The 20,547-nt window shown below is 51.9% G+C and carries 23 protein-coding genes and 2 pseudogenes; 14 read left to right on the forward strand and 11 right to left on the reverse strand.

The annotated features are described in order from the left end of the window. From BGK49_RS28350 to tkt, 4 genes and pseudogenes are all read right to left on the reverse strand, one after another. Positions 1-165: IS1 family transposase (locus BGK49_RS28350; protein ID WP_047664789.1), on the reverse strand; the 165-nt coding region annotated here is incomplete at its 3' end. Positions 166-220: 55 nt separating this feature from the next. Continuing rightward, positions 221-346 (reverse strand): annotated as a pseudogene (locus tag BGK49_RS30245) (PTS lactose/cellobiose specific IIB subunit); the annotation flags it as partial. Positions 347-373: 27 nt separating this feature from the next. After that, the gene (gene cmtB, locus BGK49_RS20485) at positions 374-817 is read right to left on the reverse strand and encodes a PTS mannitol transporter subunit IIA (protein ID WP_001239660.1); all 444 of its coding nucleotides are present in this window, start codon (positions 815-817) and stop codon (positions 374-376) included. Between the two features lie 313 nt (positions 818-1,130). After that, the gene (gene tkt / locus BGK49_RS20490) at positions 1,131-3,122 is read right to left on the reverse strand and encodes a transketolase (RefSeq protein ID WP_000098595.1); all 1,992 of its coding nucleotides are present in this window, start codon (positions 3,120-3,122) and stop codon (positions 1,131-1,133) included. A 269-nt stretch (positions 3,123-3,391) separates the two neighbouring features. Between tkt and loiP the strand changes: the two genes are divergently transcribed. Beyond that, complete coding sequence (gene loiP / locus BGK49_RS20495; RefSeq protein ID WP_000701842.1) at positions 3,392-4,150, forward strand: metalloprotease LoiP; 759 nt, start codon at positions 3,392-3,394, stop codon at positions 4,148-4,150. 205 nt (positions 4,151-4,355) lie between these two features. Here the strand turns inward: loiP and speB are convergent, their stop codons facing one another. The 5 genes from speB to yqgD form a co-directional block, all read right to left on the reverse strand. Beyond that, the gene (gene speB / locus BGK49_RS20500; protein WP_000105566.1) at positions 4,356-5,276 is read right to left on the reverse strand and encodes an agmatinase; all 921 of its coding nucleotides are present in this window, start codon (positions 5,274-5,276) and stop codon (positions 4,356-4,358) included. A gap of 136 nt (positions 5,277-5,412) precedes the next feature. Then, complete coding sequence (gene speA, locus BGK49_RS20505; protein WP_001490490.1) at positions 5,413-7,389, reverse strand: biosynthetic arginine decarboxylase; 1,977 nt, start codon at positions 7,387-7,389, stop codon at positions 5,413-5,415. Positions 7,390-7,397: 8 nt separating this feature from the next. Beyond that, entirely contained in the window at positions 7,398-7,529 is a 132-nt protein-coding gene (gene yqgB, locus BGK49_RS20510; protein WP_001297406.1) for an acid stress response protein YqgB, read from the reverse strand. A 93-nt stretch (positions 7,530-7,622) separates the two neighbouring features. Continuing rightward, on the reverse strand, positions 7,623-7,766 hold the full coding sequence (yqgG, locus tag BGK49_RS31465; RefSeq protein WP_005043917.1) for a protein YqgG: 144 nt from the start codon (positions 7,764-7,766) through the stop codon (positions 7,623-7,625). 110 nt (positions 7,767-7,876) lie between these two features. Next, the gene (yqgD, locus tag BGK49_RS31470) at positions 7,877-8,128 is read right to left on the reverse strand and encodes a protein YqgD (RefSeq protein ID WP_024259664.1); all 252 of its coding nucleotides are present in this window, start codon (positions 8,126-8,128) and stop codon (positions 7,877-7,879) included. A gap of 55 nt (positions 8,129-8,183) precedes the next feature. On the opposite strand from yqgD, the gene metK reads away from it, so the two are divergent. From metK to ruvX, 8 genes are all read left to right on the forward strand, one after another. Then, complete coding sequence (metK, locus tag BGK49_RS20525) at positions 8,184-9,338, forward strand: methionine adenosyltransferase (protein ID WP_001062133.1); 1,155 nt, start codon at positions 8,184-8,186, stop codon at positions 9,336-9,338. 435 nt (positions 9,339-9,773) lie between these two features. Then, the gene (gene galP, locus BGK49_RS20530; RefSeq protein WP_001112302.1) at positions 9,774-11,168 is read left to right on the forward strand and encodes a galactose/proton symporter; all 1,395 of its coding nucleotides are present in this window, start codon (positions 9,774-9,776) and stop codon (positions 11,166-11,168) included. Positions 11,169-11,244: 76 nt separating this feature from the next. After that, positions 11,245-11,742: a SprT family zinc-dependent metalloprotease gene (locus BGK49_RS20535; protein WP_000858394.1), complete on the forward strand. Its 498-nt coding sequence runs from the start codon at positions 11,245-11,247 to the stop codon at positions 11,740-11,742. Positions 11,743-11,836: 94 nt separating this feature from the next. Then, positions 11,837-12,544: a deoxyribonuclease I gene (endA, locus tag BGK49_RS20540; RefSeq protein ID WP_000286500.1), complete on the forward strand. Its 708-nt coding sequence runs from the start codon at positions 11,837-11,839 to the stop codon at positions 12,542-12,544. 79 nt (positions 12,545-12,623) lie between these two features. Beyond that, positions 12,624-13,355 carry a 16S rRNA (uracil(1498)-N(3))-methyltransferase gene (rsmE, locus tag BGK49_RS20545; protein WP_001222508.1) on the forward strand — a complete coding sequence of 244 codons (732 nt, stop codon included), beginning with the start codon at positions 12,624-12,626 and terminating at the stop codon, positions 13,353-13,355. A 12-nt stretch (positions 13,356-13,367) separates the two neighbouring features. Next, positions 13,368-14,318, forward strand: a complete 951-nt coding sequence (gshB, locus tag BGK49_RS20550; protein WP_000593262.1) for a glutathione synthase — start codon at positions 13,368-13,370, stop codon at positions 14,316-14,318. Between the two features lie 108 nt (positions 14,319-14,426). Next, positions 14,427-14,990 (forward strand): YqgE/AlgH family protein, encoded by a 564-nt coding sequence (locus tag BGK49_RS20555; RefSeq protein ID WP_005030120.1) that lies wholly within the window; start codon positions 14,427-14,429, stop codon positions 14,988-14,990. Next, the gene (gene ruvX / locus BGK49_RS20560) at positions 14,990-15,406 is read left to right on the forward strand and encodes a Holliday junction resolvase RuvX (RefSeq protein ID WP_000017111.1); all 417 of its coding nucleotides are present in this window, start codon (positions 14,990-14,992) and stop codon (positions 15,404-15,406) included. The genes BGK49_RS20555 and ruvX overlap by 1 nt, the downstream gene beginning before the upstream one ends. A 175-nt stretch (positions 15,407-15,581) precedes the next feature. Here the strand turns inward: ruvX and BGK49_RS20565 are convergent, their stop codons facing one another. Continuing rightward, positions 15,582-16,562 (reverse strand): PilT/PilU family type 4a pilus ATPase, encoded by a 981-nt coding sequence (locus tag BGK49_RS20565; protein ID WP_072059031.1) that lies wholly within the window; start codon positions 16,560-16,562, stop codon positions 15,582-15,584. 17 nt (positions 16,563-16,579) lie between these two features. Here BGK49_RS20565 and yggS point away from each other — a divergent pair, with 17 nt between their 5' ends. Genes yggS through hemW form a run of 5 tightly spaced genes read left to right on the forward strand, consistent with a single transcriptional unit; the run spans position 16,580 to position 19,885 of the window. Continuing rightward, entirely contained in the window at positions 16,580-17,284 is a 705-nt protein-coding gene (yggS, locus tag BGK49_RS20570; protein WP_000997795.1) for a pyridoxal phosphate homeostasis protein, read from the forward strand. A 17-nt stretch (positions 17,285-17,301) separates the two neighbouring features. Next, positions 17,302-17,868: an osmotic shock tolerance protein YggT gene (gene yggT, locus BGK49_RS20575; RefSeq protein ID WP_001094828.1), complete on the forward strand. Its 567-nt coding sequence runs from the start codon at positions 17,302-17,304 to the stop codon at positions 17,866-17,868. Further along, positions 17,865-18,155: a DUF167 family protein YggU gene (yggU, locus tag BGK49_RS20580; protein WP_000994920.1), complete on the forward strand. Its 291-nt coding sequence runs from the start codon at positions 17,865-17,867 to the stop codon at positions 18,153-18,155. The genes yggT and yggU overlap by 4 nt, the downstream gene beginning before the upstream one ends. A 7-nt stretch (positions 18,156-18,162) precedes the next feature. Then, on the forward strand, positions 18,163-18,756 hold the full coding sequence (locus tag BGK49_RS20585) for an XTP/dITP diphosphatase (protein WP_001174735.1): 594 nt from the start codon (positions 18,163-18,165) through the stop codon (positions 18,754-18,756). Further along, on the forward strand, positions 18,749-19,885 hold the full coding sequence (gene hemW, locus BGK49_RS20590; RefSeq protein ID WP_000239933.1) for a radical SAM family heme chaperone HemW: 1,137 nt from the start codon (positions 18,749-18,751) through the stop codon (positions 19,883-19,885). The genes BGK49_RS20585 and hemW overlap by 8 nt, the downstream gene beginning before the upstream one ends. Positions 19,886-20,039: 154 nt before the next feature. Here the strand turns inward: hemW and BGK49_RS20595 are convergent. Further along, positions 20,040-20,408, reverse strand: a pseudogene (locus BGK49_RS20595) (DUF1202 family protein); the annotation flags it as partial. Between the last annotated feature and the right edge of the window lie 139 nt (positions 20,409-20,547).

Here is a 20,547-nt window from a genome sequence, read left to right on the forward strand (position 1 = left end):
TTTCTGGTGCGTACCGGGCTGAGAGGCGGTGTAAGTGAACTGTAGTTGCCATGTTTTACGGCAATGAGAGCAGAGATAGCGCTGATGTCCGGCAGTGCTTTTGCCGTTACGCACCACGCCTTCAGTAGCGGAGCAGGAAGGACATCTGATGGAAATGGAAGCCACGCAAGCACCTTAAAATCACCATCATACACTAAATCAGTAAGTTGGCAGCATTACCACCGGTGGGAATAAATAACGCAGTAATAAAACCCCAGGCAATAAAAGCACCAATATTGGGGATGACCATTGCAGTCAAAAAGCCCCCAAAAGCCTGGACCTTTGCACGAGCAGACTTGTTTTCCATAATATTATCCTGTAGAGGAGAGAGTAATTATCCGCGGCTGATAATGTCCGCTAATTGTTTTTCTGATGATGCTGTTAAGAGTTGTTCGAGTATTTCTTCTTCGCACAGTAATTCACTTAACGCCTGAATAGCGCCAATGTGCGAATCGGCATCGGCAGCAGAGAGTCCGATGAGTAATTTAATTGGTTCGTCATTCCCCGGAAAATAAACACCTTGTTCAAGTAATGTCAAAGACATCCCGGTTTTAAGCGCCCCACATTCCGGTCGCGCATGAGGCATTGCCACGCCTGGTGCGAGAATATAATAAGGGCCATTGTTAATGGTGGAATCTTTAATTGCCTGAATGTAATTCTCGCTGATATAGTTTTTATCCAGCAATGATACCATCGAGAAACCGATAGCTTCCTGCCAATCTTTTGCTGAATGTATAACTGAGATTGATGATTCTGGAAAATAGTCACTAAGCCGCATAAATTATCCTTATTTTATTTTTAGGGTACCGTCCGGCGGTAAAAATAAAATACTCGTGCGGTTTAATGAAAGCAATTGAGCAGGGAAACCGGTGTTTTGAAAACAGTGAATTATTAATTTCTTATATAACATTGAGTTATAGGTATAACAACAAATGTCAATACGCATATCGTGATGCATATTATATAATTGATATTTATTGCATATAAATATTTGTGATCTGCAACACGCTTCATCTATTGCTTGTCCGCAAACGGACATATCAAGGTAATAAAAAAGGTCGCCGAAGCGACCTTTTTACCCGAAATGCTAATTACAGCAGTTCTTTTGCTTTCGCAACGACGTTGTCGACGGTGAAGCCGAACTCTTCGAACAGCAACTCTGCCGGAGCTGACTCACCGAAGGTGGTCATACCGATGATAGCGCCATTCAGGCCAACATACTTGTACCAGTAGTCAGCAATACCCGCTTCTACCGCAACGCGTGCAGTAACCGCTTTCGGCAGTACGGATTCACGGTAAGCAGCATCCTGCTTGTCAAATGCGTCGGTAGACGGCATGGACACCACGCGCGCTTTCACGCCTTCGGCAGTCAGTTTTTCGTAGGCAGCAACAGCCAGTTCAACTTCTGAACCGGTAGCGATGAAAATCAGTTCCGGCTGACCGGCGCAGTCTTTCAGCACATAACCACCGCGCGCGATGTTTGCCAGTTGCTCTTCAGTTCGTTCCTGCTGCGCCAGGTTCTGACGGGAGAGGATCAGTGCGGTCGGGCCGTCCTGACGCTCAACACCGTATTTCCACGCGACCGCGGATTCAACCTGGTCACACGGACGCCATGTAGACATGTTCGGGGTTACGCGCAGAGAAGCGACCTGCTCTACCGGCTGGTGAGTCGGGCCATCTTCGCCCAGACCGATGGAGTCGTGGGTGTAAACCATCACCTGACGCTGTTTCATCAGCGCAGCCATACGTACGGCGTTACGTGCGTATTCCACGAACATCAGGAAGGTGGAGGTGTACGGCAGGAAACCACCGTGCAGGGAGATACCGTTAGCAATCGCGGTCATACCGAACTCGCGAACACCGTAGTGGATGTAGTTACCCGCAGCATCTTCGTTGATTGCTTTAGAACCAGACCACAGAGTCAGGTTAGACGGTGCCAGGTCAGCAGAACCGCCGAGGAATTCCGGCAACAGCGGACCGAAAGCTTCGATAGCATTCTGAGACGCTTTACGGCTGGCGATTTTCGCCGGGTTAGCCTGCAGTTTAGCAATGAACTCTTTTGCTTTCGCGTCGAAGTCAGACGGCATTTCGCCTTTCATACGGCGGGTAAATTCAGCGGCTTCCTGCGGATAAGCTTTCGCGTAAGCAGCGAATTTCTCGTTCCATGCGGATTCTTTCGCCTGGCCTGCATCTTTCGCATCCCACTGAGCATAGATTTCAGACGGGATTTCGAACGGTGCATATTTCCAGCCCAGCTGTTCGCGGGTCAGGGCAATTTCAGCGTCGCCCAGCGGCGCACCGTGGGAGTCGTGAGTACCGGCTTTGTTCGGGGAACCGAAACCGATGATGGTTTTGCACATCAGCAGGGACGGTTTGTCAGTCACTGCGCGCGCTTCTTCTACTGCGCGTTTGATGGATGCCGCGTCATGACCGTCGATGTCGCGAATAACGTGCCAGCCGTAAGCTTCGAAACGCATTGCGGTGTCGTCGGTGAACCAGCCTTCAACGTGACCATCAATAGAGATACCGTTGTCATCGTAGAACGCAATCAGTTTACCCAGCTTCAGCGTACCCGCCAGAGAGCAAACTTCGTGGGAGATGCCTTCCATCATGCAGCCGTCGCCCATGAAGGCGTAGGTGTAGTGGTCGACAATGTCGTGGCCCGGACGGTTAAACTGCGCCGCCAGCGTTTTTTCTGCAATCGCCATACCGACTGCGTTGGCAATACCCTGACCCAGCGGACCGGTGGTGGTTTCCACACCAGCGGTGTAACCCACTTCCGGGTGGCCCGGAGTTTTAGAGTGCAGCTGACGGAAGTTTTTCAGTTCTTCCATCGGCAGATCGTAACCGGTGAGGTGCAGCAGGCTGTAGATCAGCATGGAGCCGTGGCCGTTGGACAGCACGAAGCGGTCACGGTCAGCCCAGGACGGATTCTGCGGGTTGTGTTTCAGGAAATCACGCCACAGGACTTCGGCAATGTCAGCCATACCCATAGGGGCACCCGGGTGACCGGATTTGGCTTTCTGTACTGCGTCCATGCTCAGCGCACGAATAGCATTGGCAAGCTCTTTACGTGAGGACATTTTGACTCCAGATCGGATGATGAAGGGCACGCCCTTAACGACAGCGCGTTTTGGGCTACGCCGGAAAATTTGCCAACAATTTACCGCAAGCCGCGCGTCATGTACATGGAACATCCTTTTGCCGCTTCAGAAATCTCTGGATCATGCTCGCATGTTGCGCAATCTACTCGCCCGTCCGCTGCGCTTTTCCTTATACTGAGACTGAGCGTCGATTCACCTGCAAACGGCGCATTTTTAGAATAATCCTGACCTTGTGCGGAAGAGAAAACATGAAAATTCGCGCCTTATTGGTAGCAATGAGCGTGGCAACGGTACTGACTGGTTGCCAGAATATGGACTCCAACGGACTGCTCTCATCAGGAGCGGAAGCTTTTCAGGCTTACAGTTTGAGTGATGCGCAGGTGAAAACCCTGAGCGATCAGGCATGTCAGGAGATGGACAGCAAGGCGACGATTGCGCCAGCCAATAGCGAATACGCTAAACGTCTGACAACTATTGCCAATGCGCTAGGCAACAATATCAACGGTCAGCCGGTGAATTACAAAGTGTATATGGCGAAGGATGTGAACGCCTTTGCAATGGCTAACGGCTGTATCCGCGTCTATAGCGGGCTGATGGATATGATGACGGATAACGAAGTCGAAGCGGTGATCGGTCACGAGATGGGGCACGTGGCGTTAGGCCATGTGAAGAAAGGGATGCAGGTGGCGCTTGGTACAAATGCCGTGCGAGTAGCTGCGGCCTCTGCGGGCGGGATTGTCGGCAGTTTATCTCAATCACAACTTGGTGATCTGGGCGAGAAATTAGTCAATTCGCAATTCTCCCAGCGCCAGGAAGCAGAAGCCGATGATTATTCTTACGATCTTCTGCGCCAACGCGGCATCAGCCCGGCAGGTCTTGCCACCAGCTTTGAAAAACTGGCGAAACTGGAAGAAGGCCGCCAAAGCTCAATGTTTGACGACCATCCGGCATCCGCCGAACGCGCCCAGCATATTCGCGATCGCATGAGCGCGGATGGGATTAAGTAAAGCCTGGTGGTGTCGAACGTAGGTCAGATAAGGCGTTCACGCCGCATCTGACATTAATGGCACATTTGTTACCTTGTGCGCATTGCCGGATGCGATGCTGGCGCATCTTATCCGGCCTACGGGTGCCGAACGTAGGTCGGATAAGGCGTTCACGCCGCATCCGACATTAATGGCACGTTTTACCCGTGCGCATCGCATCTGGTGCTTACTCGCCCTTTTTCGCCGCCTGAATATACAGCATCTCCAGCGCCAGCGTCGCCGCAGCCAGAGCGGTGATTTCCGACTGATCGTATGCCGGAGCCACTTCCACTACGTCCATCCCAACAATGTTGAGATCTTTCAGGCCGCGTACCAGTTTAATGGCGCGATCGGAGGTCAGGCCGCCAATCACTGGCGTACCGGTTCCCGGCGCGAAAGCAGGATCCAGGCAGTCGATATCAAAGGTCAGGTAAACCGGCATATCACCCACAATCTGTTTCACTTGGGCGATAACGTCATCCACGCTGCGATCGTTCACCTGGCAGGCGTCCAGCACGGTAAAACCGTTGTCTTTATCAAACTCGGTACGAATACCAATCTGCACGGAATGATTCGGGTCGATCAGACCTTCTTTCGGCGCGGTATAGAACATGGTGCCGTGGTCAAATTCACAACCGTTCGCGTAGGTATCGGTGTGGGCGTCAAAGTGTACCAGCGCCATTTTGCCGAAATGCTTCGCATGAGCACGCAGCAGCGGCAGCGTAACAAAGTGGTCACCACCGAAAGAGAGCATACGCTTACCGGCAGCCAGCAGCTTCTCGGCGTGTGCCTGCAGTTTTTCGCTCATCTCACGGGCATCGCCAAAGGCATATACCAGATCGCCGCAGTCCACGACGTTCAGGCGCTCACGCATGTCGAAATTCCACGGGAAGCGATTGTGTTCCCAGGCAAGATTCGTCGAAACCTGACGGATCGCTGCCGGACCGTGGCGTCCCCCCGCACGACCAGAAGTGGCCATATCGAACGGCACACCAGTAATCACCCAGTCAGCATCGCTGTCATACGGCTGGAAGTTCATCGGCAGGCGTAAAAAACCAAAGGCGTTGGAAACCAGTGAGTTATCGTATTGATGACCTAAGGTGCTCATGGATGGACTCCTATTACAAAGTCGATATAAAAAAACCCTTCCGCGTCGTTAGGCCCGACGAGGAAGGGTTGGATTTGTCACAATAAATTGTGGCGGATTATCACCGCTAAATTAAGCGGATTCAAGTAATACGGACTTACTCATCTTCCAGATAAGTATAACCGTACAAACCTGCCTCGAACTCTTCAAGGAACTGTTGTTGCAGTTCAGCATCAAGATCGGTTTTCTTCACTTGATCGCGGAACTGAGTTAACAGCGTTTTCGGATCGAGCTGCACATATTGCAGCATATCCGCAACGGTATCGCCTTCGTCAGACAGTTCCACTTCTACACTACCGTCAGGGAAGACGAACACGTCAACCGCTTCGGTATCACCGAACAGGTTGTGCATGTTGCCGAGGATCTCCTGATATGCGCCGACCATAAAGAAACCGAGCATCGGCGGATTCTCTGGATCGTACTCCGGCATTGGCATTGTCGTGGCAATACCATCACCATCAATATAGTGGTCGATAGCACCGTCAGAGTCACAGGTAATATCCAGCAGCACAGCGCGACGTTCCGGCACTTGATCCAGCCCTTCCAGCGGCAGAACCGGGAACAACTGGTCGATCCCCCATGCGTCCGGCATTGACTGGAACAGCGAGAAGTTGACGTACATTTTGTCCGCCATACGTTCCTGCAGTTCGTCGATTATCGGACGATGCGCACGGTTTTGCGGATCCAGTTGCTTCTGCACTTCATGGCACATGCTCAGATAGAGTTGTTCTGCCCATGCACGTTCTTGCAGGCTAAAGGTGCCGGAAGAGTAGCCGATATGAATGTCGTGCAGATCCATCTGACTGTCGTGTAACCATTCACGCAGAGAACGGCGAGTTCCCGGTTCGTGCATCTCCTGCCAGGTTTCCCACATGCTTTGCAGCGCGCGCGGCGCATCTTCTGCAGGCGCGGTCGACACCGTGTATTCGTTACGTTCCACGCCGATGATATTAGACACCAGCACGGTGTGATGCGCAGTCACCGCACGACCCGATTCGGTGATTACCGTCGGATGCGGCAGACCGTTTTCTTCACACGCATCACCAATCGCCCAGATGATGTTGTTGGCATATTCATTGAGGCCGTAGTTTACGGAGCAGTCAGACTGCGAACGGGTGCCTTCATAGTCCACGCCCAGACCGCCGCCGACGTCGAAGCACTGAATATTGACGCCCAGCTTGTGCAGTTCCACATAGAAACGCGCGGATTCACGAACGCCCGTGGCGATATCGCGAATATTCGCCATCTGCGAACCGAGGTGGAAGTGCAGTAGTTGCAGGCTGTCGAGACGCCCAGCTTCACGCAGCGTTTCAACCAGTTGCAGTACCTGAGTCGCAGCCAGGCCGAACTTCGATTTTTCCCCGCCGGAAGACTGCCATTTACCCGAGCCCTGCGAAGCCAGACGTGCACGCACGCCCAGACGAGGAACGACATTCAGACGTTCTGCTTCATCCAGCACAATGGCGATTTCTGACATCTTCTCAATGACCAGATAGACCTTGTGCCCCATCTTCTCGCCAATTAATGCCAGGCGGATATATTCGCGGTCTTTATAACCGTTGCAGACGATGACGCTACGGGTCATGCCAGCATGTGCCAGCACTGCCATCAACTCGGCTTTGGAACCGGCTTCCAGACCCAGCGGTTCGCCCGAATGAATCAGGGACTCAATCACGCGGCGGTGCTGGTTAACTTTGATCGGATAAACAAGGAAGTAATCGCCGTTATAGCCGTAGGATTCCCTCGCACGTTTGAACGCGGCGTTAATGGAACGCAAACGGTGCTGCAGGATCTGTGGGAAACAGAACAGTGCAGGCAGACGCTGACCCTGTGCTTCACGAGTTTTCACTAACTGCGCGAGATCGACGCGAGCTTCCGGGACGTCCGGGTCCGGGCACACGCTGATGTGGCCCAGCTCGTTAACGTCATAGTAGTTATTGCCCCACCAGGCAATATTGTAAGTACGCAGCATCTTGCTGGCTTCCTGGGAGCTCATTGCAACCTCCTGCATGGAGCGTAGTACACCGTGTTCGCCCGCTGACGAAGGCAAACCCATAGACATGTCGTCAGACATAGCGAACCTCAAATTATTTTATTAAGTGTAAAACAGTTAACGACTATCGCAGCCTGGAACTGCGATAACAACCCATAAGCACATGGATTTTCCAGCAGTGAATGCTGACGCTCCAACTGCGCAACCGGTTTCTTTTTCATAACATTATTAAGCACATAACCGAACGTAAGTGTGACAGTTCGGCGAAACCACGAGAAAACTCTTGTTTTTACAAGAGCGCCCTTGTTCAGTCCTCAGTAACTGTAACCAGCTCTTGAATCCTGAGAAGCGCCGAGATGGGTATAACATCGGCAGGTATGCAAAGCAGAGATGCAGAGTGCGGGGAACGAATCTTCACCAGAACGGTGAGACAGGTTAAGCAGCAGACTACGGTTCATTATTTCGTATCACCTCCACGGCCGCCTGTTAAGACGAACCCACAAGCCAAAACTCTGATTTCAACCCGGCTGGAAGTGGCAACACGAAAGAAACGTCGTGTGCTTTTTATTTAAGCCGCGCGCCGCGTTTTATACCCCACAATGGCAGAAAATTGCAAAATATAAATACGCAGAATGCCGGCATTGTCAGGAAAAATTTCCAGCCACGTTTTTAACAGAATGAGACACGATTCAAAAAAAAGTGGAAATCGGGTGAAGAATTGACCTAAAATAGCCATCCAGATGTTAATCCATCCATACCGATTAACACTCAGACTGCCAGTGTTTTTAATCTGCAGAGTCGTGGTAGGATCCGCTACCACAGAAAATCCACACAACAGTTTGAGCTAACCAAATTCTCTTTAGGTGATATTAAATATGGCAAAACACCTTTTTACGTCCGAGTCCGTCTCTGAAGGGCATCCTGACAAAATTGCTGACCAAATCTCTGATGCCGTTTTAGACGCGATCCTCGAACAGGATCCGAAAGCACGCGTTGCTTGCGAAACCTACGTAAAAACCGGCATGGTTTTAGTTGGCGGCGAAATCACCACCAGCGCCTGGGTAGACATCGAAGAGATCACCCGTAACACCGTTCGCGAAATTGGCTATGTGCATTCCGACATGGGCTTTGACGCTAACTCCTGTGCGGTTCTGAGCGCTATCGGCAAACAGTCTCCTGACATCAACCAGGGCGTTGACCGTGCCGATCCGCTGGAACAGGGCGCGGGTGACCAGGGTCTGATGTTTGGCTACGCAACTAATGAAACCGACGTGCTGATGCCAGCACCTATCACCTATGCACACCGTCTGGTACAGCGTCAGGCTGAAGTGCGTAAAAACGGCACTCTGCCGTGGCTGCGCCCGGACGCGAAAAGCCAGGTGACTTTCCAGTATGACGACGGCAAAATCGTTGGTATTGATGCTGTCGTGCTTTCCACTCAGCACTCTGAAGAGATCGACCAGAAATCGCTGCAAGAAGCGGTAATGGAAGAGATCATCAAGCCAATTCTGCCCGCTGAATGGCTGACTTCTGCCACCACATTCTTCATCAACCCGACCGGTCGTTTTGTTATCGGTGGCCCGATGGGTGACTGCGGTCTGACTGGTCGTAAAATTATCGTTGATACCTACGGCGGCATGGCACGTCACGGTGGCGGAGCATTCTCTGGTAAAGATCCATCAAAAGTGGACCGTTCCGCAGCCTACGCAGCACGTTATGTCGCGAAAAACATCGTTGCTGCTGGCCTGGCCGATCGTTGTGAAATTCAGGTTTCCTACGCAATCGGCGTGGCTGAACCGACCTCCATCATGGTAGAAACTTTCGGTACTGAGAAAGTGCCTTCTGAACAACTGACTCTGCTGGTACGTGAGTTCTTCGACCTGCGCCCATACGGTCTGATTCAGATGCTGGATCTGCTGCACCCGATCTACAAAGAAACCGCAGCATACGGTCACTTTGGTCGTGAACATTTCCCGTGGGAAAAAACCGACAAAGCGCAGCTGCTGCGCGATGCTGCCGGTCTGAAGTAATCTTTCTTCACCTGCTTTCAAAGGCCAGCCTCGCGCTGGCCTTTTTCTTTTACCTCACCGCGGTGGATAGGCATTCACGCCGCATCCGGCAAAAAGCTGCCCGCACAATAACATCATTCTTCCTCAACACGTTTTATCGCAAATTATCATCACTACTGAAACCGATTACACCAATAACACCAGCCAAATATTTGTAATGTTTTCATATTATTATTCAGTTTTCACAGTTGTTACATTTCTTTTCAGTAAAGTCTTAATTGCAGATAACAGCGTTTAATCTATGATGATATAACTCAATTATTTTCATGCACTTAAACCATAACTAAGATAAATGTTAGTGTAAGCGATTACACTAATGTGATTTGCTTCACATCTTTTTACGTCGTACTCACCTATCTTAATTCACAATAAAAAATAACCATATTGGAGGGCATCATGCCTGACGCTAAAAAACAGGGGCGGTCAAACAAGGCAATGACGTTTTTCGTCTGCTTCCTTGCCGCTCTGGCGGGATTACTCTTTGGCCTGGATATCGGTGTAATTGCTGGCGCACTGCCGTTTATTGCAGATGAATTCCAGATTACTTCGCACACGCAAGAATGGGTCGTAAGCTCCATGATGTTCGGTGCGGCAGTCGGTGCGGTGGGCAGCGGCTGGCTCTCCTTTAAACTCGGGCGCAAAAAGAGCCTGATGATCGGCGCAATTTTGTTTGTTGCCGGTTCGCTGTTCTCTGCGGCTGCGCCAAACGTTGAAGTACTGATTCTTTCCCGCGTTCTACTGGGGCTGGCGGTGGGTGTGGCCTCTTATACCGCACCGCTGTACCTCTCTGAAATTGCGCCGGAAAAAATTCGTGGCAGTATGATCTCGATGTATCAGTTGATGATCACTATCGGGATCCTCGGTGCTTATCTTTCTGATACCGCCTTCAGCTACACCGGTGCATGGCGCTGGATGCTGGGTGTGATTATCATCCCGGCAATTTTGCTGCTGATTGGTGTCTTCTTCCTGCCAGACAGCCCACGTTGGTTTGCCGCCAAACGCCGTTTTGTTGATGCCGAACGCGTGCTGCTACGCCTGCGTTACACCAGCGCGGAAGCGAAACGCGAACTGGATGAAATCCGTGAAAGTTTGCAGGTTAAACAGAGTGGCTGGGCGCTGTTTAAAGAGAATAGCAACTTCCGCCGCGCGGTGTTCCTTGGCGTACTGTTACAGGTAATGCAGCAATTCACCGGGATGAACGTCATCATGTATTACGCGCCGAAAATCTTCGAACTGGCGGGTTATACCAACACTACCGAGCAAATGTGGGGGACAGTGATTGTCGGCCTGACCAACGTACTTGCCACCTTTATCGCAATCGGCCTTGTTGACCGCTGGGGACGTAAACCAACGCTAACGCTGGGCTTCCTGGTGATGGCTGCTGGCATGGGCGTACTCGGTACAATGATGCATATCGGTATTCACTCTCCGTCAGCGCAGTATTTCGCCATCGCCATGCTGCTGATGTTTATTGTCGGTTTTGCCATGAGTGCCGGTCCGCTGATTTGGGTACTGTGCTCCGAAATTCAGCCGCTGAAAGGCCGCGATTTTGGCATCACCTGCTCCACCGCCACCAACTGGATTGCCAACATGATCGTTGGCGCAACGTTCCTGACCATGCTCAACACACTGGGTAACGCCAACACCTTCTGGGTGTATGCGGCTCTGAACGTACTGTTTATCCTGCTGACATTGTGGCTGGTACCGGAAACCAAACACGTTTCGCTGGAACATATTGAACGTAATCTGATGAAAGGTCGTAAACTGCGCGAAATAGGCGCTCACGATTAATCTCCCCAAGCTTCCTCCCATCGCGGAGGAAGCCACCTCTTGCAGTCATCTTTTCTTCGCTCTATCCTCTGCCGCTATGAAAACATCCCGTCTCCCTATCGCCATCCAACAGGCCGTTATGCGTCGCCTGCGGGAAAAACTCGCCCAGGCTAACCTGAAATTGGGGCGTAACTACCCGGAGCCAAAACTCTCTTATACCCAGCGCGGCACCTCCGCCGGAACAGCCTGGCTGGAAAGCTATGAAATCCGCCTCAATCCCGTTTTGCTGTTGGAAAACAGTGAAGCCTTTATTGAAGAAGTGGTGCCGCACGAACTGGCACATTTGCTGGTATGGAAACATTTCGGGCGCGTAGCACCACATGGCAAAGAGTGGAAGTGGATGATGGAAAACGTGCTGGGTGTTCCCGCCCGTCGTACGCATCAGTTCGAACTGCAATCCGTGCGTCGCAACACCTTCCCCTACCGCTGCAAGTGCCAGGAGCATCAGCTTACCGTACGCCGCCATAATCGCGTAGTTCGTGGCGAAGCCGTCTATCGCTGTGTTCACTGCGGCGAACAACTGGTCGTAAAATAACCATCTGAACTATCAGGAACTTTCCTGATCTGGCTGATTGCATACCAAAACAACTTTCGCTACGTTGCTGGCTCGTTTTAACACGGAGTAAGTGATGTACCGTTATTTGTCTATTGCTGCGGTGGTACTGAGCGCAGCATTTTCCGGCCCGGCGTTGGCCGAAGGTATCAATAGTTTTTCTCAGGCGAAAGCCGCGGCGGTAAAAGTCCACGCTGACGCGCCCGGTACGTTTTATTGCGGATGTAAAATTAACTGGCAGGGCAAAAAAGGCGTTGTTGATCTGCAATCGTGCGGCTATCAGGTGCGCAAAAATGAAAACCGAGCCAGCCGCGTAGAGTGGGAACACGTCGTTCCCGCCTGGCAGTTCGGTCACCAGCGCCAGTGCTGGCAGGACGGTGGACGTAAAAACTGCGCTAAAGATCCGGTCTATCGCAAGATGGAAAGCGATATGCATAACCTGCAGCCGTCAGTCGGTGAGGTGAATGGCGATCGCGGCAACTTTATGTACAGCCAGTGGAATGGCGGCGAAGGCCAGTACGGTCAATGCGCCATGAAGGTCGATTTCAAAGAAAAAGCTGCCGAACCACCAGCGCGTGCACGCGGTGCCATTGCGCGCACCTACTTCTATATGCGCGACCAATACAACCTGACACTCTCTCGCCAGCAAACGCAGCTGTTCAACGCATGGAACAAGATGTATCCGGTTACCGACTGGGAGTGCGAGCGCGATGAACGCATCGCGAAGGTGCAAGGCAATCATAACCCGTATGTGCAACGCGCTTGCCAGGCGCGAAAGAGCTAACCTACACTAGCGGGACTCTTTTTGTTAACCCCTACCCCACGCGTACAACCGCGTGGGGAGACGACGCGGATTTTTAACTATGCGTATCCCCCGCATTTATCATCCTGAACCACTGACCAGCCATTCTCACATCGCGCTTTGCGAAGATGCCGCCAACCATATCGGGCGCGTACTGCGCATGGGGCCGGGGCAGGCGTTGCAATTGTTTGACGGTAGCAACCAGGTCTTTGACGCCGAAATTACCAGCGCCAGCAAAAAAAGCGTGGAAGTGAAGGTGCTGGAAGGCAAGATCGACGATCGCGAATCTCCGCTGCATATTCACCTCGGTCAGGTGATGTCGCGTGGTGAAAAAATGGAATTTACGATCCAGAAATCGATCGAACTCGGTGTAAGCCTCATTACGCCACTTTTTTCTGAGCGCTGCGGCGTTAAACTGGATAGTGAACGTCTGAACAAGAAGCTCCAGCAGTGGCAGAAGATTGCAATTGCTGCCTGTGAGCAGTGTGGTCGTAACCGGGTGCCGGAAATCCGTCCAGCGATGGATCTGGAAGCCTGGTGTGCAGAGCAGGATGAAGGACTGAAACTGAATCTTCACCCGCGCGCCAGTAACAGCATCAATACGTTGCCGTTACCGGTTGAACGCGTCCGCCTGCTGATTGGCCCGGAAGGCGGTTTATCGGCAGATGAAATTGCCATGACTGCCCGCTATCAATTTACTGATATCCTGTTGGGACCTCGCGTTTTGCGTACAGAGACAACTGCGCTCACCGCCATTACCGCGCTACAAGTACGATTTGGCGATTTGGGCTAACGGAGAAGAATAATGATCAAGCTCGGCATCGTGATGGACCCCATCGCAAACATCAACATCAAGAAAGATTCCAGTTTCGCTATGTTGCTGGAAGCACAGCGTCGTGGTTACGAACTTCACTATATGGAGATGGGCGATCTGTATCTGATCAATGGCGAAGCCCGCGCCCATACCTGCACGCTGAACGTGAAGCAGAACTACGAAGAGTGGTTTTCGTTCGTCGGTGAACAGGATCTGCCGCTGGCCGATCTCGATGTGCTCCTGATGCGTAAAGACCCGCCGTTTGATACCGAGTTTATCTACGCGACCTATATTCTGGAACGTGCCGAAGAGAAAGGGACGCTGATCGTTAACAAGCCGCAGAGCCTGCGCGACTGTAACGAGAAACTGTTTACCGCCTGGTTCTCTGACTTAACGCCAGAAACGCTGGTTACGCGCAATAAAGCGCAGCTAAAAGCGTTCTGGGAGAAACACAGCGACATCATTCTTAAGCCGCTGGACGGTATGGGCGGCGCGTCGATTTTCCGCGTGAAAGAAGGCGATCCAAACCTCGGCGTGATTGCCGAAACCCTGACTGAGCATGGCACTCGCTACTGCATGGCGCAAAATTACCTGCCAGCCATTAAAGATGGCGACAAACGCGTGCTGGTGGTGGATGGCGAGCCGGTACCGTACTGCCTGGCGCGTATTCCGCAGGGGGGCGAAACCCGTGGCAATCTGGCTGCCGGTGGTCGCGGTGAACCTCGGCCGCTGACGGAAAGTGACTGGAAAATCGCCCATCAGATCGGGCCGACGCTGAAAGAAAAAGGGCTGATTTTTGTTGGTCTGGATATCATCGGCGACCGTCTGACTGAAATTAACGTCACCAGCCCAACCTGTATTCGTGAGATTGAAGCAGAGTTTCCGGTGTCGATCACCGGAATGTTAATGGATGCCATCGAAGCACGTTTACAGCAGCAGTAACCCACCTTAGCGAGAAGGATCTCGTTGAGACTCTGAGTGACAGCGCCCTTCTTTCCACGCATACTGGGCGCTGTTGCTTTTTTGAACCAGGAAACAGAACCTCTGACAATGAATTTACAGCATCACTTTCTTATTGCCATGCCTGCTCTCCAGGATCCGATTTTCCGTCGTTCCGTGGTCTACATTTGCGAACATAATACCAATGGTGCAATGGGGATCATCGTCAACAAGCCGCTGGAAAATCTCAAAATTGAAGGGATTCTGGAAAAGCTGAAGATCACGCCGGAGCGGCGTGATGAATCAATCCGTCTGGATAAACCGGTTATGCTCGGCGGCCCACTGGCTGAAGATCGCGGGTTTATTTTGCATACTCCGCCCTCCAATTTTGCTTCCAGCATTCGCATTTCAGACAACACGGTGATGACCACTTCCCGCGATGTGCTGGAAACGCTCGGCACCGATAAACAACCGTCTGACGTATTGGTGGCTCTGGGCTATGCCTCCTGGGAAAAAGGTCAACTGGAACAAGAAATTCTCGATAACGCGTGGCTAACGGCCCCGGCGGATCTGAATATTTTGTTCAAAACGCCGATTGCCGACCGCTGGCGCGAGGCGGCAAAACTGATTGGTGTGGATATTCTCACCATGCCTGGTGTGGCAGGGCACGCCTGATGAGTGGAACCTTACTCGCCTTCGACTTCGGCACCAAAAGCATTGGCGTAGCGGTCGGCCAACGCATTACCGGCACTGCTCGCCCTTTGCCTGCAATTAAAGCACAGGACGGTACGCCGGACTGGAACCTCATCGAACGTTTACTGAAAGAGTGGCAGCCGGACGAAATCATCGTCGGTTTGCCGCTGAATATGGACGGCACCGAGCAACCATTGACTGCCAGAGCGCGTAAATTTGCCAACCGTATTCATGGTCGTTTCGGTGTTGAAGTAAAGCTCCATGACGAACGTCTTAGCACCGTGGAAGCCCGTTCCGGTCTGTTTGAACAGGGCGGCTATCGGGCGCTCAACAAAGGCAAAGTCGACTCTGCCTCTGCGGTTATTATTCTCGAAAGCTATTTCGAGCAGGGATATTAAGGCGATCTAAAAGCCTGGCGGATAGTCGTTACCGCCATCTTGCCGGATGCGGCGTGAACGCCTTATCCAGCACACATCTGGCAGCGGCTGTAGGTCTGATAAGACGCGTTAGCGTCGCATCAGACATTTATTGCCTTTATAGGCCCTATAAACTTGCGCATCGGGCATGGCAACGTCACAAACGCCCTTCCCCCACCCGCTGCTGATAACTCTGCTGAAACGTTATCATCCCCACCTGCTGCCCGGTTTGAATAACATGCGGTAACTGGTGGGTTTTCCCTTCGCGAATCAAATTCCCCACCGCGGGAGTGTTAATCAATAATTCAAACAGCGCCACGCGTCCTTCCTGTTTATCCACTTCCAGCTTTTGTGACAACACGGCCCGTAAACTACCTGCCAGTTGATTACGTACGGGATCTTTTTCCTGCGCCGGAAATGAATCCACCAGTCGCTCAACTGCCTGCGCGGCACCACGCGTATGTAATGTTGCCAGCACCAAATGCCCGGTTTCTGCCGCCGTCAGTGCCAGACGGATTGTCTCGCTGTCACGCAGCTCTCCGAGCAAAATCACATCAGGATCTTCCCGCAATGCGGCCCGCAATCCCGATGCGAACGTCATACAGTGCAAACCAATTTCCCGCTGCTGGATCAAACATCGCTGGCTGGCATAGATATATTCAACAGGATCTTCCAGCGTCAGAATATGCGCATCGGCATGTTGATTGAGATAGCCAACCATCGCCGCCAGCGTGGTAGATTTGCCGCTCCCCGTCGCCCCCGTCACCAGAATCAGGCCATTCTCGCTCTTGAGTAATTCCGGCAATATCGTTGGTGCGCCAAGCTGTTCGAGCTGCGGGCAGTGCGAAGGTAACAGCCGTAACGCCAGCGAAATGCCATGCCGTTGCGCGAATGCGCTGCCACGCAATCGCTGGTTTTCCGCCAGCGACACGGCAAAATCCAGCTGGCCATTTTCCAGCAATATTGCCCGCTGATCGTCATCCAGCCACTCCCGCAGTAGCTCTTCGACGTCCGGCGCATCAAACGGCGCAGCTTCCATTAGCCCGCGAATGCGCCATCGTGCGGGCCAGGCGCTGCACAGGTGTAGATCCGAGACGTTATGCTTTACACTAAGGGCCACAATTTCTTCCATATTCATACTAAGATCCTCGGAAAATGAACGATATTGCGCATAACCTGGCACAGGTCCGGGACAAAATCTCAGCGGCTGCAACGCGTTGCGGCCGTTCTCCAGAAGAAATTACGCTGCTTGCAGTCAGTAAAACAAAACCTGCGAGCGCCATCGCAGAAGCCATTGATGCCGGGCAGCGTCAATTTGGTGAAAACTACGTTCAGGAAGGGGTAGATAAAATTCGCCACTTTCAGGAACTGGGCGTAACAGGATTAGAATGGCATTTTATTGGCCCGTTGCAGTCTAATAAAAGCCGCCTGGTGGCAGAGCATTTCGACTGGTGTCATACCATCGACCGTTTGCGCATTGCTACCCGCCTCAACGATCAGCGCCCGGCAGAACTTCCCCCTCTTAACGTACTGATTCAAATTAATATTAGTGATGAAAACAGTAAGTCCGGGATTCAACTGGCAGAACTGGACGAGCTGGCAGCGGCGGTCGCTGAACTACCGCGTTTACGTCTGCGCGGGCTGATGGCAATCCCTGCGCCTGAGTCAGAATATGTAAGGCAGTTTGAAGTTGCACGCCAAATGGCTGTAGCATTTGCCGGACTGAAAACGCGCTACCCGCATATCGACACGCTCTCTCTGGGAATGTCGGACGATATGGAAGCCGCCATTGCGGCAGGTAGCACGATGGTTCGTATCGGCACTGCAATTTTTGGTGCGCGTGATTACTCTAAAAAATAAGGAATTAAAGGAACGCCATGAATACGTTGACTTTCCTGCTTTCAACGGTCATTGAGCTGTATACCATGGTGCTGTTATTACGCATCTGGATGCAGTGGGCTCATTGTGATTTTTACAACCCCTTCTCACAGTTTGTAGTGAAGGTAACGCAGCCAATTATCGGGCCACTGCGCCGCGTTATTCCGGCAATGGGTCCCATTGACAGCGCCTCGCTGCTGGTTGCCTATATTCTCAGTTTTATCAAAGCCATTGTGCTGTTTAAAGTGGTGACCTTCCTGCCAATCATCTGGATTGCCGGTTTACTGATTCTGCTGAAAACCATCGGCTTGCTGATTTTCTGGGTCCTGCTGGTGATGGCGATTATGAGCTGGGTAAGCCAGGGTCGTAGCCCGATTGAATACGTGCTGATTCAGCTGGCCGATCCGCTGCTGCGCCCGATTCGCCGCTTGCTACCGGCAATGGGTGGGATTGATTTCTCGCCGATGATCCTCGTTCTGCTGCTGTATGTCATCAATATGGGTGTCGCAGAAGTATTACAGGCAACCGGAAACATCCTGCTGCCGGGGCTGTGGATGGCGTTATGAATGCCGTAACAGTTAATGATGACGGTCTGGTTTTACGGCTCTATATTCAGCCGAAAGCCAGCCGTGATTCTATTGTCGGTTTACATGGCGACGAAGTTAAAGTCGCCATTACCGCGCCGCCAGTTGACGGCCAGGCCAACAGTCATCTGGTGAAGTTTCTCGGTAAGCAATTCCGGGTTGCCAAAAGCCAGGTGGTGATTGAAAAAGGCGAACTTGGCCGCCACAAACAAATTAAAATCATTAATCCGCAACAAATCCCGCCAGAAATCGCGGCGTTAATTAATTAGGTATCCTATGCAAAAAGTTGTCCTCGCAACCGGCAATGCCGGTAAAGTGCGTGAGCTGGCGTCGCTGCTTAGCGACTTTGGTCTTGATATCGTGGCACAAACAGACCTCGGCGTTGATTCCGCTGAAGAAACCGGCCTAACCTTTATCGAAAACGCGATTCTGAAAGCGCGCCATGCGGCAAAAGTGACCGGTTTACCGGCAATTGCCGACGACTCTGGTCTGGCGGTAGATGCGCTGGGTGGCGCGCCGGGTATTTACTCCGCGCGTTATTCCGGTGAAGACGCGACCGATCAAAAGAATCTGCAAAAACTGTTGGAAACACTGAAAGACGTACCGGACGACCAACGTCAGGCACGTTTCCACTGCGTGCTGGTATATCTGCGTCACGCGGAAGATCCGACTCCGCTGGTATGCCACGGCAGCTGGCCGGGCGTGATTACTCGCGAACCAGCGGGCACTGGTGGCTTTGGTTATGATCCAATCTTCTTCGTACCTTCCGAAGGGAAAACAGCCGCCGAACTGACCCGCGAAGAAAAGAGCGCCATTTCCCACCGTGGTCAGGCGTTGAAACTGCTGCTGGACGCTTTACGTAATGGTTAAATTACCGCCGCTGAGTCTCTACATTCACATCCCGTGGTGCGTGCAGAAATGCCCGTACTGCGATTTCAACTCTCACGCGTTGAAAGGAGAAGTGCCGCACGACGATTATGTTCAGCATCTGCTTTGCGATCTGGACAATGATGTGGCTTACGCTCAGGGCCGTAAAGTAAAGACAATCTTTATTGGCGGTGGTACGCCGAGCCTGCTTTCCGGCCCGGCGATGCAAACGCTGCTGGACGGCGTGCGTGCGCGTTTGCCGCTGGCAGCGGATGCAGAAATTACTATGGAAGCGAACCCTGGTACGGTAGAAGCCGATCGCTTTGTCGATTATCAGCGTGCTGGTGTGAACCGCATCTCTATTGGTGTGCAGAGTTTTAGCGAAGAAAAGCTGAAACGACTTGGGCGCATTCATGGCCCGCAAGAAGCGAAACGAGCGGCAAAGCTGGCGAGCGGTTTAGGGTTACGTAGCTTTAACCTTGATTTGATGCATGGACTACCGGATCAATCACTGGAAGAGGCGCTTGGCGATCTACGCCAGGCCATTGAACTGAATCCGCCGCATCTTTCCTGGTATCAACTGACCATCGAACCCAATACGCTGTTTGGTTCGCGACCACCGGTGCTGCCGGACGATGACGCGCTGTGGGATATTTTCGAACAGGGGCATCAGTTATTAACCGCAGCGGGTTATCAGCAATATGAAACTTCCGCTTACGCCAAACCCGGTTATCAGTGCCAGCACAATCTCAACTACTGGCGATTTGGTGACTACATCGGTATTGGCTGCGGCGCGCACGGCAAAGTCACCTTCCCGGATGGGCGCATTCTGCGTACCACTAAAACGCGTCATCCTCGTGGTTTTATGCAAGGAAGGTATCTGGAAAGCCAGCGTGATGTCGAAGCCGCAGATAAGCCGTTTGAGTTCTTTATGAACCGCTTTCGCTTGCTGGAGGCCGCGCCACGCGCAGAGTTTAGTGCGTATACCGGGCTTTGCGAAGATGTGATTCGCCCACAGTTAGACGAGGCGATTGCCCAGGGTTATCTCACAGAATGTGCGGATTACTGGCAGATAACGGAACATGGGAAGCTGTTTTTAAATTCGCTGCTGGAGCTTTTTCTGGCTGAGTAAACTTGTATTGCCGGATGCGGCGTGAACGCCTTATCCAGCCTACATGTGGCAACGGTTGTAGGTCTGATAAGACGCGCAAGCGTCGCATCAGACGTTGATTGCCGGATGCGGGGTCAACGCCGCATCCTGCTACAAATCGTGCACTATATCAAACTTACTTAATCACCCCATTGCGCCGCAGTTGTTCGGTATCTTTTTTCCAGCGTTCATTAGCTTGGTTGATATCGTCAATTTTCATCAAAATCGCGACTTTTTTACTGTTTATTTCTGAAACTTTCATCGTTAACGGATATTGCCCTTTTTCGAGCGTTACCCAGTCATCCTGCAATTTACGGCTGAGTTTTTGTGATTGCAGAAAAGTCTGTCGCCGTTGTTCGTTGATATCGAAATCTCGTTTCTGCTGAATCGGCACTTCATAACACTCTTCACTCTGTTTATGACATGCCGCAATCGCCGGTTGATAAACCTCTTTGTCATATTTAACCGCGAACGCCTCGCTATCGTTCTGTTTATTAAACTCATCAGTAAGCGTACAGCCTGAACCGTCTGGTCAGAATCTGACAAATTAGACAAAGTGGTGTCCACCAAATAAGTAGTGGGAACCAAAGTGTCAGATATGCAGAAAAATGTGAATCCCGGCAGGCGAAAAGGCTGCCCTAATT

This window comes from Shigella sp. FC1544, assembly GCF_001722145.1.
Classification (GTDB): Bacteria; Pseudomonadota; Gammaproteobacteria; order Enterobacterales; family Enterobacteriaceae; genus Escherichia; species Escherichia coli.

Excerpts from the sequence above, each read along its gene's own strand:
- yqgG (WP_005043917.1), bottom strand. The coding sequence starts at position 7,766 with ATGAACCGTAGTCTGCTGCTTAACCTGTCTCACCGTTCTGGTGAAGAT.
- tkt (WP_000098595.1), bottom strand. The coding sequence starts at position 3,122 with ATGTCCTCACGTAAAGAGCTTGCCAATGCTATTCGTGCGCTGAGCATG.
- yqgB (WP_001297406.1), bottom strand. The coding sequence starts at position 7,529 with ATGAAAAAGAAACCGGTTGCGCAGTTGGAGCGTCAGCATTCACTGCTG.
- endA (WP_000286500.1), top strand. The coding sequence starts at position 11,837 with ATGTACCGTTATTTGTCTATTGCTGCGGTGGTACTGAGCGCAGCATTT.
- BGK49_RS20535 (WP_000858394.1), top strand. The coding sequence starts at position 11,245 with ATGAAAACATCCCGTCTCCCTATCGCCATCCAACAGGCCGTTATGCGT.
- yggS (WP_000997795.1), top strand. The coding sequence starts at position 16,580 with ATGAACGATATTGCGCATAACCTGGCACAGGTCCGGGACAAAATCTCA.
- galP (WP_001112302.1), top strand. The coding sequence starts at position 9,774 with ATGCCTGACGCTAAAAAACAGGGGCGGTCAAACAAGGCAATGACGTTT.
- speB (WP_000105566.1), bottom strand. The coding sequence starts at position 5,276 with ATGAGCACCTTAGGTCATCAATACGATAACTCACTGGTTTCCAACGCC.
- metK (WP_001062133.1), top strand. The coding sequence starts at position 8,184 with ATGGCAAAACACCTTTTTACGTCCGAGTCCGTCTCTGAAGGGCATCCT.
- ruvX (WP_000017111.1), top strand. The coding sequence starts at position 14,990 with ATGAGTGGAACCTTACTCGCCTTCGACTTCGGCACCAAAAGCATTGGC.
- speA (WP_001490490.1), bottom strand. The coding sequence starts at position 7,389 with ATGTCTGACGACATGTCTATGGGTTTGCCTTCGTCAGCGGGCGAACAC.
- yggT (WP_001094828.1), top strand. The coding sequence starts at position 17,302 with ATGAATACGTTGACTTTCCTGCTTTCAACGGTCATTGAGCTGTATACC.
- hemW (WP_000239933.1), top strand. The coding sequence starts at position 18,749 with ATGGTTAAATTACCGCCGCTGAGTCTCTACATTCACATCCCGTGGTGC.
- BGK49_RS20555 (WP_005030120.1), top strand. The coding sequence starts at position 14,427 with ATGAATTTACAGCATCACTTTCTTATTGCCATGCCTGCTCTCCAGGAT.
- BGK49_RS20585 (WP_001174735.1), top strand. The coding sequence starts at position 18,163 with ATGCAAAAAGTTGTCCTCGCAACCGGCAATGCCGGTAAAGTGCGTGAG.
- loiP (WP_000701842.1), top strand. The coding sequence starts at position 3,392 with ATGAAAATTCGCGCCTTATTGGTAGCAATGAGCGTGGCAACGGTACTG.
- gshB (WP_000593262.1), top strand. The coding sequence starts at position 13,368 with ATGATCAAGCTCGGCATCGTGATGGACCCCATCGCAAACATCAACATC.
- BGK49_RS20565 (WP_072059031.1), bottom strand. The coding sequence starts at position 16,562 with ATGAATATGGAAGAAATTGTGGCCCTTAGTGTAAAGCATAACGTCTCG.
- rsmE (WP_001222508.1), top strand. The coding sequence starts at position 12,624 with ATGCGTATCCCCCGCATTTATCATCCTGAACCACTGACCAGCCATTCT.
- yggU (WP_000994920.1), top strand. The coding sequence starts at position 17,865 with ATGAATGCCGTAACAGTTAATGATGACGGTCTGGTTTTACGGCTCTAT.
- cmtB (WP_001239660.1), bottom strand. The coding sequence starts at position 817 with ATGCGGCTTAGTGACTATTTTCCAGAATCATCAATCTCAGTTATACAT.